Source organism: Enterococcus sp. DIV1298c, assembly GCF_017316315.1.
In the GTDB taxonomy this organism is placed as follows: Bacteria; Bacillota; Bacilli; order Lactobacillales; family Enterococcaceae; genus Enterococcus_B; species Enterococcus_B mangumiae.
The window spans coordinates 1-12,279 of sequence record NZ_JAFLWG010000071.1 but is presented as its reverse complement, the minus strand read 5'-3'; the positions used below and the strand labels follow the sequence as shown (position 1 = coordinate 12,279).

General features: G+C 40.3%; 9 protein-coding genes and 1 pseudogene. All 10 read left to right on the top strand.

The features are described 5' to 3' along the window. Nucleotides 1-321 precede the first annotated feature (321 nt). Nucleotides 322-1,833, top strand: coding sequence for an InlB B-repeat-containing protein (locus JZO83_RS13470; RefSeq protein WP_207116077.1), 1,512 nt, complete (start codon nucleotides 322-324; stop codon nucleotides 1,831-1,833). A 188-nt stretch (nucleotides 1,834-2,021) separates the two neighbouring features. Continuing rightward, nucleotides 2,022-2,822 carry an SDR family oxidoreductase gene (locus JZO83_RS13465; protein ID WP_207116076.1) on the top strand — a complete coding sequence of 267 codons (801 nt, stop codon included), beginning with the start codon at nucleotides 2,022-2,024 and terminating at the stop codon, nucleotides 2,820-2,822. Nucleotides 2,823-2,839: 17 nt separating this feature from the next. Continuing rightward, nucleotides 2,840-4,702, top strand: coding sequence for an HTH domain-containing protein (locus JZO83_RS13460; RefSeq protein WP_207116075.1), 1,863 nt, complete (start codon nucleotides 2,840-2,842; stop codon nucleotides 4,700-4,702). Further along, on the top strand, nucleotides 4,699-5,181 hold the full coding sequence (locus JZO83_RS13455) for a transcriptional regulator GutM (RefSeq protein WP_207116074.1): 483 nt from the start codon (nucleotides 4,699-4,701) through the stop codon (nucleotides 5,179-5,181). The genes JZO83_RS13460 and JZO83_RS13455 overlap by 4 nt, the downstream gene beginning before the upstream one ends. Further along, the gene (locus tag JZO83_RS13450; RefSeq protein ID WP_206858633.1) at nucleotides 5,181-5,735 is read left to right on the top strand and encodes a PTS glucitol/sorbitol transporter subunit IIC; all 555 of its coding nucleotides are present in this window, start codon (nucleotides 5,181-5,183) and stop codon (nucleotides 5,733-5,735) included. The genes JZO83_RS13455 and JZO83_RS13450 overlap by 1 nt, the downstream gene beginning before the upstream one ends. 13 nt (nucleotides 5,736-5,748) lie before the next feature. Then, on the top strand, nucleotides 5,749-6,756 hold the full coding sequence (locus JZO83_RS13445; protein WP_207116073.1) for a PTS glucitol/sorbitol transporter subunit IIB: 1,008 nt from the start codon (nucleotides 5,749-5,751) through the stop codon (nucleotides 6,754-6,756). A gap of 16 nt (nucleotides 6,757-6,772) precedes the next feature. Continuing rightward, nucleotides 6,773-7,129: a PTS glucitol/sorbitol transporter subunit IIA gene (locus JZO83_RS13440; RefSeq protein ID WP_206858637.1), complete on the top strand. Its 357-nt coding sequence runs from the start codon at nucleotides 6,773-6,775 to the stop codon at nucleotides 7,127-7,129. A gap of 37 nt (nucleotides 7,130-7,166) precedes the next feature. Continuing rightward, on the top strand, nucleotides 7,167-7,856 hold the full coding sequence (locus JZO83_RS13435; RefSeq protein WP_207116072.1) for a fructose-6-phosphate aldolase: 690 nt from the start codon (nucleotides 7,167-7,169) through the stop codon (nucleotides 7,854-7,856). Between the two features lie 466 nt (nucleotides 7,857-8,322). Continuing rightward, entirely contained in the window at nucleotides 8,323-9,774 is a 1,452-nt protein-coding gene (locus JZO83_RS13430) for an FAD-dependent oxidoreductase (RefSeq protein WP_207116071.1), read from the top strand. Continuing rightward, nucleotides 9,740-12,279: pseudogene (locus JZO83_RS13425) on the top strand (hypothetical protein); the annotation flags it as partial. The gene JZO83_RS13430 and the pseudogene JZO83_RS13425, both read left to right, overlap by 35 nt.

Below are 12,279 nucleotides of genomic sequence, written 5' to 3'. Positions count from 1 at the left end.
ACTTGACAGTAAACTAATAATTGATTTTCAAGGTAGTTAAAAATATCAATTAGAAAGTATAATAATAACGTTTTTAAATATTAATAATCGGCTTTTATATTTTTATGATATTTACAATAGATTAAAAGCAACTAGTACAACACGATTAAATAGAAGGTAGGAGATTAAATTGGTGGTTGAGTAGCTATCACTAAAATAGATTCAAAAAAGGTAGGGTTTATAAACTATAAACACATGTACTTCGCTTTGTTCGGTATTGAGCAAAGTTATGGAGTGCAACACAATGTGATTCTTGACTTCATGTCAGAATGGAGGAGTATCATGAAAAAGATAGTGTCTTGTTTTATTGTATTTCTGGTCTTTCTAGGTTTTAGCCCAAACGTATTTGCAGCAACGCCAATCGTCAACTCGGAGGTTTCATATTCTGCAAATGGTATTGATTTTTATTCTGTCGGGGAAGATGCGATGATTCCGTGGCATTTTAATGGTGCACAAATTACCCCGGGAAATCCTCCTGGGATATTTTCAACACAAGTGAGATTGTTATCCCAAAACCAACAAAGCGGTGTGGCAATGATCATGGTCGATTTATCTACGCTGGATAACACGGATACGGAAAGAAGAAACCCTAGTGAGATGGAGTTGGAAGTTTTTCTAAATGGTGGCTCATTGGGGAAATATCAGGTCGGTGATCTATTCAGTAATACGAGCCCGTACCTAGATCCAAGTGTTCGTATGATCGGTGTGCCTTTTCTAATCGAAGGTGAGATTGGTGATGTGAACATGCTTGAGATCCATGTTTCTTTACCTACAGAAGCATCGAATGCCTCACGTCTTGCCTCAGTCACAGTAAATGTTTCATTCACACCAATCGAATCGTATACAGTGAGTTATGTAGATGGAGTAGAGGATGAGGTCATATTTGAGGACAAAACGTTTATCCGAATCGAACCAGGAGCAGCTACGCCAAGTTTTGGCGCAGAGCCTACAAGAGAAGGCTATACATTTGCTGGTTGGAGTCCGAGCGTCAGCGAAACAGTCACTAGTGACGTTGTCTATACAGCAACATGGGAACCGATTCCGACTTATCAAGTCAACTATACAGACGGTGTACCTGGGGAAGAGATTTTTGCGGATCAAGTATTTTCAAATTTAACAGCTGGTTCTGCAACACCAATATTCAATGGGACTCCAACAAGAGAGGGCTATATCTTCAAAGGATGGGATAAGGAAGTTACGGATGTAGTGACTGGGGATGTGACCTATACCGCTGTTTGGGAGCCGATAATCACAAAAGAAATAACTTATCGAGTAGTTTATACGGATGGCGTTGAAAATGAGAGCGTTTTCGATGGTCAAGTATTCTCAGATCTAAGAGCAGGAATGGCAACTCCTAGCTTTAGCGGAACACCAACGAGAGAAGGATATAAATTCCTTGGTTGGACGCCAACGGTGAGTGAGTTTGTGGATGGTGATATGACTTATACTGCACAGTGGGAAAAAATACCAAAAATCAGCGAAACGGTGACACCTCCTATTCAGGAAACAGAAGGAAAGAAAGAAATAGAAAAAACGAAAATCACTGAAAGAACGAAGATCCCAGCAATCAGCCAAACAAAAGAAGTAGTAACAACTAAAGCAGTGCCAAAAGTGAGTAAAGTAAAACAAATCACCTATACAAAAGTACCAATAAAACATCATGGAAAAGTAAGTAACCTTCCGAAAACAGCGGAACAAGCGATGTACTCGAATGCCTTGATCGGTTTAGGTATGGCCATCGTTTTGACAGTAGGTATCAGTTGGTTGCACCGAAAAAAATCGGCAGGTAAGTAGCGATACTAAATTGAAAGTTAAAAGAAATTACAGAAGAATAGCAAAGAAAATGGTCAGTCACTTAGCTATCACTCAATAAAAAATACATTAAGTCAGATTTTTTTTGGAAACTCAAAAAAAGTCTGACTTAATTATTTCTCTATACGTAGCTATACTGAAAGCGTAAACAAAAAAAGAGGTGATAGGTTATGACAAATTGGCTAAACATAGAGGAAAAGACGGTTATTGTCACAGGAGGTTCCTCGGGTATTGGAGAAAGCATCGTCGAAAGCTTATTGGAACAAAACGTCAATGTAGCAAATTTCGATATTAGAGATTCGACATTGAACCATCCACGATTATTATTCGTGAAAACCGACATAACATCGCGGGAAGAAGTCGAAACTGGCGTAGCAAAAGTGAAGGAACACTTTGGTACGATAGATGGCTTAGTCAATAATGCAGGTATCAATATTCCACGCTTACTAGTGGATAAAAAGCAAGCGCATGGGAAATATGAATTATCGGATGAAGTATTTGATAAAATCATCGCAATCAATCAAAAAGGGCTGTACTTGATGACTCAAGCAGTCAGTAGAATCTTAGTTGAAAAAGGACAAGGCGTGATCATCAACATGTCTTCTGAATCAGGGTTAGAAGGTTCGGAGGGGCAAAGTGCGTATGCGGCAACGAAAGCAGCTGTTAACAGCTTTACTCGTTCTTGGGCGAAGGAGTTAGGAAAATCCAATGTTCGGGTAATAGGAGTTGCTCCAGGGATCATGGAGGAGACAGGCTTACGCACGCTTTCTTATGAAGAAGCCCTTGCTTATACTCGGGGTCTCACAGTGGAAGAGCTTAGAGCTGGTTATGCAAAAACGAGTACGATTCCATTAGGTCGAAGTGGAAAATTAAAAGAAGTCGCAGATTTAGTCAGTTATTATCTATCTGATCGATCGAGTTATATCACAGGTGTGACGACCAATGTAGCTGGAGGAAAAACTCGAGGATAAAAAAGTGGGGGAAGTAAATGACGCTGGTGAACAGATGGTATCAAATTCTGCAATTACTGGTTACCCATAAAGAAATGACGATCGGCGGTTTGAAACAAAAGCTGATCGCAAGTACCCAAACAGTGAAAACCAGCATTGAGTCTTTAAACGAAGAATTGATTGGAATTGCAGAAATCGTTCAACATAAAAATGATTTTCATATCGAAATTGAAGACTTTGAAAAATTTGATCTGATAATGAACGGCAGTTTGAAACGAAAGAGCGATTTCAACTCTAGTAGTAAAAGGGTGTTCTTTATCGTCAAACAATTGATCGAGCAAAAAGATTTTGTGCTGATCGATGATCTGTCCGAGGCGTTAGGAGTCAGTCGAAGTACCGTTGTCAAAGACCTACGAGTGATGAAAAAGTTGATCGCCTCTTTTAATGTGGAAGTGATCGGAACGCCGAATCGTGGATTGCGTATGGTTGGGCAAGAACTTGATCTACGACTTTTACACCTTCATTATGTGCAAGAATATTTTGCAGAACACCCATTATCAGCACATACGAAAGACTACGTTGAAAACTTGATTCAAAATTTTAGTTTGCCTAAAACGCAAGAACTTCTCTTGAAAAAAACGATCTCTATAACAATGAAACGACTGCTCCAGGGAAATATTTTAGTTGATTTGCCACATGAGTATATAGATCTTATGACGGAGCATCCTGATTTTATCGAGTTAATCCATCATTTGGAATATGAGTATAGCATCACGCTAAGTCAAACAGAGCAAGCATTTCTCAGTTTCCCTCTTAATTTAAGTGGGATCGATAGTATGGATCAAACGTCCATGGAGGAGCAAAAAATCGAAGGATTATTTCAACAGATGATGGAAAAAGTCCACGAATCTTTATTAGTAGAGCTTGATGAATCTTTCTTATATTACGAAATAAGAGACCACTTTCGCTACATGTTGAATCGTTTGATTTTCCGTGTTGAGCTTCAAGATTTGTTTTACGGTGAAATCGAATCACAATATCCTTTAGCTTACGAACTAGCAAAAATCGGGCTACAGCAGATCGGTGAGCGGTTAGAACGAGCCATTCTACCTGTAGAAATCAGTTATGTTGCTTTTTATTTTGAACTAGCATTAAGAAGACAAACAAGTACCAACGAGCATAAAGAAATTGCCATTGTCTGCAATACTGGTAAAGGTACTGCGTTGATCATCCGTCGTCAGTTGGAACGGGTTTTAGGTCCTCAGATAAACCTGGTCCATTTTTCTGAAGAGGAATACCAGAAAGAGAATCTAGACCAGTATTTTGCTGTTTTTACAACGATTCCTCTAAAAAATGTGAAGAAACATACTCCAATCATCCGTTTAACCAATTTATTTAACGAAACTTGGTTACAAGAAGAATGGCGTAAAGCCGAAAAATTGAGAGCTGCCAACCACGATCATTTAAAACTAGATTTTGAAGTTTTAGATGATAAGAAGACGTATAAGGAAAATCTGACGGACATGCTTGTGTCTCTTGAAAGAAAAGGATTAGTCGATCAGGAATTTATAACGCATTTGTTTGTACGTGAAAAACTAAAAAGCACGATTTTTGAATATGGGATCGCCTTTCCTCATGCTATCAATAAAAAATCTGCTGAAATCATTTTATCGGTGGGGATTTTTAGAAATACACTTTCGACGATCAACGGACAAGTCCAAGTTGTTTTGTTGTTAGCAATCCCTCAAGATCTGACGATTAAAAAAGAAAAAGAATTGTTAAAATTATACGACCAACTTTTCGCTGTGATTGGTGATCCAGAGTTTAGAAGTGAGTTATGTGGCTTGAAGGATTTGGTGGGGCTGCAATGTTGGATGAGAAGAAAGGGGATCATTACATGAATTTCATTTATGTGTTCGGTGCATTTGCACTTCTTGCTTATGGCTTGCAAGTAGTATTTGGCATGAAGCAAATCAAGCACTTTAATCAGATCTATGTAGAAATGCGTAGAAAAGGCAAAGTGGCTATCGGACGACGAGCCGGGAAAATCAAAGCTGGAACGATCGTTATGTTTGCTGTGGATCAAAGTGGCATCATTATAGAAGCACGAAAAATGCAAGGAGTAACTGTCTTGGCAAAGTTTCGTTTATTGCCACAATACATTGGCACAGATATCCACTACATCGACAACTATCATCCGCTTGTCCGCAACGAAAATAAATTAGTCCAACAAGCGATGTTAAATGCCAGAGAAATTTATCTACGAGTCGAATTAGGGAATTATCAAGAAGAATCTCTACCATCTCCACTGACTATGCTGGGCATTCAGTTCAGTTTATGGAAAAAACAATATCTATCAAGAAAAAGGAGTGTTGAATAATGGGATACATCACAAAATTTGCAGAAGGCTTCATCGGTTTATTTGAAACTGGTGCGGATACATTTATCTCTTGGATGACCGGAATCGTTCCAGTAGTGTTGATTTTAATGGTAGCCATGAACACGCTGATTGCATTCTTAGGTGAAGAACGAGTGACTAAAGTAGCCAAACTATCGACAAAAAATCCAGTCACAAGATATTTGATCTTACCTTTTTTATCTGCCTTCATGTTAGGAAATCCGATGTCTTTTACAATGGCACGCTTTTTGCCAGAATATTATAAGCCTAGCTATTATGCTTCTCAGGCACAATTTTGTCATACAAGTAATGGAGTCTTTCCTCACATCAATCCAGGTGAATTATTCGTTTGGTTAGGTATCGCACAAGGAATCACAACCTTAGGACTCAATTCAATGGAATTAGCTGTACGTTATATGTTTGTCGGTATTCTTATGAATTTTATCGGGGGCTGGGTAACAGACTTTACCACGGCTTATGTGTGTAAACAGCAAGGAATCACCCTTAGTAAAACAGTAGAAACAGTAACAGAATAAGGAGGGCATCAAGATGAGCTATCAAAGTATTCGAGTGGTAAAAGGAACTGGTGGATTCGGTGGACCATTAGTGATCACACCAACAGAAGAGAAACATAAATTCATTTATATCACTGGTGGCGGAGAAAAACCAGCGATCGTCGATAAAATCGTTGAACTGACAGGTATGGAAGCAGTCAATGGCTTCAAAACTTCTATCCCAGATAATGAAATCGCTTTAGCAATCGTTGATTGTGGCGGAACATTGCGCTGTGGGATCTACCCAAAAAAAGGGATACCTACGATCAATGTCGTGCCAACAGGGAAAAGCGGACCATTAGCACAATACATCACAGAAGATATTTATGTATCAGCAGTCGGGCTCAGTCAAATCACACTGACTACTGAAGAAAATACAGCAAGTGATTCTGTTGACCCGGAAACCAAGAGTGCGCCAGTCCGTGAATATAAATACGATACAAGCAAAAAAATTACTGAACAAAAAGCAGAACAACAGAATTTTATTGCTAAAATCGGTATGGGTGCGGGAAAAGTAGTGGCGACTTTCAACCAGTCGGCAAGAGAAGGTGTTCAGACGATGATCAATACGGTCATTCCTTTTATGGCGTTTGTTTCATTGCTGATCGGGATCATTCAAGGGTCGGGGATCGGTAATTTCTTTGCAAACATCATGGCACCTCTAGCTGGCAATATTTGGGGATTGATGATCATTGGCTTTATCTGTTCGTTACCTTTCTTATCTCCGTTATTAGGTCCAGGGGCAGTAATCAGTCAAGTGATCGGGACATTGATCGGTGTGGAGATCGGAAAAGGCAATATTCCGCCACAGCTCGCATTACCAGCGTTGTTTGCGATCAATACTCAAAATGCGTGTGAATTTATACCGGTCGGTTTAGGCTTAGAAGAAGCAGAAGCGGAAACAGTGGAAGTCGGCGTCCCATCCGTTTTATATTCACGTTTTTTAAACGGTGTCCCAAGAGTGTTGGTTGCGTGGGTAGCAAGTTTTGGGATGTATAGTTAAATTCAGGAGGAAGAAAATGTCAGTTTACTCAACAAAAGTAACTTCGATCGGTGCAGAAGCTGCACTATTCAAAGAAGAGAAAATCGTCATATTGTTTGGCAAAGATGCACCAGATATGTTGTCGGCTTATTGCTACAATATCGAACTTCAGCCCATCCATGGAGAGATCAAAGTAGGTCAACAGTTGATGGTCGATGATACAAGCTATCGTATCACCTCTGTTGGAAGTTTGGTCAATGATAATCTAAAAGAGCTTGGGCATATCACCATTAAATTCGATGGCGCGGTAACACCTGAGCTTCCAGGTACTTTATACGTCGAAGGAAAAGAAATTGCAGAGATCGGTATCAAGACAAAGATCAGTATTCAGTAACATACAGAGAAAACTATCTGTTGAAAGGATGAATGAAATGGAGTTTATGTTAGATACGATCAATATCGAGAAAATCCGTTATTACCAATCGATCCTCCCCATAGTTGGGGTAACATCAAATCCTTCGATCATCAAAAAAGAAGGAAAAATCGATTTATTTGCTCATTTGAAAGAAATCAAGGAAATCATTGGAAAAGGGAGCTTGCATGTTCAAGTAGTCGGCGAAACAACAGAGGAGATCTTAGCTGATGCGCAAGCGATCCTTGATCAGCTTGGTAACGACATCTTTATCAAAGTACCCGTAAATGAAGCCGGTTTAGCCGCCATCAAACAACTGAAAGAAAAGGGTGTGAACGTCACTGCTACTGCTATCTATTCGGAGATGCAAGGATACTTAGCAATTGCCGCAGGTGCAGATTATTTGGCTCCATATTACAACCGTATGGAAAATCTGAATATCGATGCTGCTGCGATCATCGATGCATTAGTAGCGGAAATCAAACGGACGCATTCTTCTAGCAAGGTATTAGCCGCTAGTTTTAAAAATGTGGCACAAGTCAATCAAGCTTGCCGTAAAGGGGCGCACAGTATGACGGCGTCACCAGATATTTTTGCACAAGTATTTAGTATGCCGTCCATACAAGAGGCGGTAACAAATTTTCAAAAAGATTGGGAAGGTACATTCAACGTCCAAAATGTGAAAGCGTTAGGAGATTCAGAGGAATAAATTCTTTAAATAAACAAGAATAACGAGTCATAAAATGGTCAGTCACGACCAGTTTATGACTCGTTTAATATAACGTCGTATACATATTTTTTTATGAAGTAAAAACATTGATCGATTGCATGGGGAATTCGAAGAGACCAATCCTATGCATAAAAATATCTCTTCTATATTTAGAAAAAAATAATTCTGTTTTTAAAACACAAATTGAAATATTTTAGTGGATTTTCAATTGATATTTGCTAAAAATAAACGGTTTTTTTATGAATAGAAACTAGAATGATTATATTCTTTTATGGACCGATTTCGATTAGCAAGAGGAGGAATAGTTGTGTTGATTGGCTCTTCCCAGATAGACCTTTATAACTGACAATTAGTCTTTCTAAGTGATATAATTTATATAAATAGTAGATTAAAAATAACCATGTGTATATTTATAGCATGCTTTTATAACTAAAGGAGGCAGTTGATGAGGATTATAATTGTTGGAGGAAACCATGCGGGGATTGCCGCAGCACTTCGTATTCGCGAGGAATATCCAGACGATGAGGTCATTGTATTCGAAAAAAAAGACGAGATAACCTTTGTCTCACAAACAATCCCATTATTTCTAATGGGGCATCAAGATATCCACTCCCAAGCAAATTACGCCACACCACAGGAAATTATTGCTCAAGGGGTGGATTTGCGCATTCAAAAAGAAGTTACCAATATTGATGCGAAGAAAAAGCTTTTGAATTTTAGAAATGTCTTAACTCAACACGAGCATGAGATATCTTATGATCGATTGATCATGGCTGCTGGATCGTATCCTAATCTTCCTCCAACTGGCGGAAAATTAAACGAAACACTGTTTCTTTTAAAAGAGCGTAAAGATGCGGAAGCAATCGAAAAATTTATCTCAGAAGCACATCATGCGGTGGTGATTGGCGCTGGATTGGTCGGTGTCGAGATTGCGCGGATCTTAGCGCAACGGAAAATGAAAGTGACCTTGATCCAATCAAATGCCCGTATCCTTGATAAATATTTAGATGAAAACGCTGCAATCGAAGTAGAAAAACAACTTGAAGAAGAAGGTATCGATGTTTTACTTGGTACTCGAGTGTTAAGCTATCACACGATTGAGAAAAAGATTTGGAGCCGTCCTAAAATCGAAGTGGAAACTTCTTCTGGGAAGAAAGTTCGCGCAGATGGCGTCTTTGTTTCCGTCGGCTTCCGTCCAAATTCATTCTTATTAGCTGGACAAGTTGAAACAGGTGACCGTGGCGCAATTGTGGTCGATAAGTATATGTACACATCCGATGATTCGATTTTGGCAGTTGGTGATTGCTCGACTACTTACATGGACTTGACTGGAGAGAACATTTATAATCCACATGCCTCAGATGCATTCCGTCAAGGACTGATTGCTGCTGTCAATATCCATGAGAAAAAACAGGAAGTAGCAATGACAACTGGAACCTATAAATTCAACATGGACGGATTTACGATTGCCAATACAGGAATCACGTTAAATCAAGCCCAAAAATATGGTTATGATGCAGATGAGGTACATTATCAGAATCATTATTTAGAGCGTGGTGGTAAATATATCCATGAATCGATTGCGAAATATGCACCAGCAGAAAAAGGTAGAAAAAGTCATTATTCAAGTATCTATCTTGTTTATGAGAAGAAAACGAAAAGAATCCTAGGAGTCCAAGTTTTGGGGACAGTTGATATTTCTCAGTACGTCAATATCATCAGTCTAGCAATCCAGAAAAACGTGACCGTGCCGGAAATAGAGTACACAGATTTCTTTTTTGAACACGGCTATAAGAATCCTTTAGGGTTTACCAAAATATTAGCCTCTTTAGTTAGGGAAAAAGAAAGAGAGAGTGGTCGCGATGGCAAAGAAGAAAAATCAGATGAAGTTAAATAAACCAAACAAAGAGATGTCAAAAAAACAAAAGCGCATGATTGAAGCTGGCGCGCTGTTGACGGTTGGCGCAGGCGCGTTTATCGGCGGAGTCACGATCCCGAATCTTTCTGCTTCTGCGGACAGTGCCTCTTTGTCTGAAAAACGACTCGTTGAAGATGATACGATCCAAGATATCGAGCATACTTCGGTCGATGAATTGAACCAATCCTTACAAAAAGGTCAAAGTAGTAGTGTAAAAACCAACACTGGATATGTAGCGAAGTTGATGGATACATTACCAAGTAAAGAAAAACTTTCATCCATGTATGAAGGAGAAGGAATCAAAGTCAGTGATAGTCATACAGCTTATGATATCCAACAGATTTTAGGAATCAAAGATGCCGATGTCTATTACCAAACGTCTACTTTATCTAAAAGTGATGCGCAAGTAATGAAAATGTCAAGTTATCGAAATTTGATCAAAGCGAATCCCAACGTGAAAGTTACTTCAGAAGGTAACTATAAAACGGTCTCTCCTCATTTATATGAATCAAAAGAAAAGGCTTATGAAGATTCTGCGAACTGGAAAGATTCAAAAGTAGTTGCAAGTACGAGAGAAAAATCATTGAGTTTCTCTTCTAAAACTAAACCTGAAAGTACCAATTTTACAGCTGATGATGGGGCAGTATTAGGAAATATGAAAATCGATACTGGCTTCTCTTTGAATGTAAAAGCAGAAAATGGACAAGCGAAGTTGACTGATCAAATCAAAAGTGATTTTGAAGATTCGATGGAGAAGAATTTTTCGATCACTTATGAAGGAAGTACCTATTATGCGGTTTATCATGATGAATCGATTTCTACCGACCATGGTAAAAATCAAGCAGATGGCTATTTTACTTTTTCTTCATCAACGCATGGATTGCCTTTAGAGATCAATGGTCATTACTTGGTTTCTCCAGTGCAGTTTGGCGATACGATCGATAGCTTGCAAACCGCTTTATCGTTACATGGGGTAAGAAGTTTTGAAAATACGGATTCATGGTTGAATACGGAAGAATCAAATATCAACGTAAAAGTAAATTTCGTTGATCAATTAGCAGATGAAGATACAACGTACTATGAGATCCAAGCAAAAGATCAAGTGATCGAATCATTGAAATACGAATATGTAACTGTTAGTTTAGATCAGCAAGAAACAGCTGATTCAAATACAGTATATGCAGATGAAATCTCTACACCAACATATAGTGGTTCTCAATCAGGAATCAGTCCCGGAGGAGCAGTGGATGGAAATCTTGCCGAAAATGCTGCTGGCTTAGCAGGATGGAATCAAACCGCAACATTTTCTGGTGGCGGATATGGGGGACACACGATCACAGCCAATTCAGCAGTAACGGTTAAAACTGGAGAAGTTTCTCAAACGAATTTCTCTTCAGTTATAAGTACAGTCAATATTACGGTAGATGGTGTGTCATATAATCAGTTTGTTGCTCAACCGATCATGGTCAATGGCGTTCAATACGCCGGTTATTTAACTGGGGCAAATGGTAGCGGTAGTGACTTTACCATCGTTGTGAAAGATACAAACTTCAATATTTATCAAATTGGGGGAGAATTTGCTTATATTTCTTCTTCGATGACAGATATGGCTTCACCAGATACAACGACACCGGATACAACTAATCCGCAAGTCGACCCAGGCACGACGACACCAGAAGTAGATCCGGGTACAGGTGGCGGCGAAACAGATCCCGGCACGACCACACCAGAGGTAGACCCAGGAACCGGTGGAGGTGATCAAACGTCACCAGGCACGACCACACCAGAAGTAGACCCAGGAACCGGCGGTGGTGATCAAACGTCACCAGGTACAACGACACCGGAAGTAGATCCAGGAACAGGTGGCGGCGAAACGGATCCCGGCACGACCACACCAGAGGTAGACCCCGGAACAGGTGGAGGTGATCAAACGTCACCAGGCACGACCACACCAGAAGTAGACCCAGGAACCGGCGGAGGTGATCAAACGTCACCAGGCACAACAACACCAGAAGTCGATCCCGGTACAGGAGGCGGCGAAACGGATCCGGGCACAACGACGCCAGAAGTGGACCCAGGCACAGGTGGCGGAAGTGAAACCGATCCCGGCACGACGACACCGGAAGTAGATCCAGGCACAGGAGGCGGAAGTGAAACCGATCCAGGTACAACAACACCGGAAGTCGATCCAGGTACAGGTGGGGGAAGTGAAACCGATCCCGGCACGACCACACCAGAGGTAGACCCAGGCACAGGAGGCGGAAGTGAAACCGATCCAGGCACGACGACACCAGAAGTAGACCCAGGCACAGGAGGCGGAAGTGAAACCGATCCGGGTACAACAACACCAGAAGTAGATCCAGGTACAGGAGGCGGAGAAACAGATCCGGGCACAACGACGCCAGAAGTGGATCCAGGAATCGGCGGAGGTGATCAAACGTCACCAGGTACAACAACGCCAGAAGTAGACCCAGGCACAGGAGG

Excerpts from the sequence above, each read along its gene's own strand:
- JZO83_RS13470 (WP_207116077.1), top strand. The coding sequence starts at position 322 with ATGAAAAAGATAGTGTCTTGTTTTATTGTATTTCTGGTCTTTCTAGGT.
- JZO83_RS13465 (WP_207116076.1), top strand. The coding sequence starts at position 2,022 with ATGACAAATTGGCTAAACATAGAGGAAAAGACGGTTATTGTCACAGGA.
- JZO83_RS13460 (WP_207116075.1), top strand. The coding sequence starts at position 2,840 with ATGACGCTGGTGAACAGATGGTATCAAATTCTGCAATTACTGGTTACC.
- JZO83_RS13455 (WP_207116074.1), top strand. The coding sequence starts at position 4,699 with ATGAATTTCATTTATGTGTTCGGTGCATTTGCACTTCTTGCTTATGGC.
- JZO83_RS13450 (WP_206858633.1), top strand. The coding sequence starts at position 5,181 with ATGGGATACATCACAAAATTTGCAGAAGGCTTCATCGGTTTATTTGAA.
- JZO83_RS13445 (WP_207116073.1), top strand. The coding sequence starts at position 5,749 with ATGAGCTATCAAAGTATTCGAGTGGTAAAAGGAACTGGTGGATTCGGT.
- JZO83_RS13440 (WP_206858637.1), top strand. The coding sequence starts at position 6,773 with ATGTCAGTTTACTCAACAAAAGTAACTTCGATCGGTGCAGAAGCTGCA.
- JZO83_RS13435 (WP_207116072.1), top strand. The coding sequence starts at position 7,167 with ATGGAGTTTATGTTAGATACGATCAATATCGAGAAAATCCGTTATTAC.
- JZO83_RS13430 (WP_207116071.1), top strand. The coding sequence starts at position 8,323 with ATGAGGATTATAATTGTTGGAGGAAACCATGCGGGGATTGCCGCAGCA.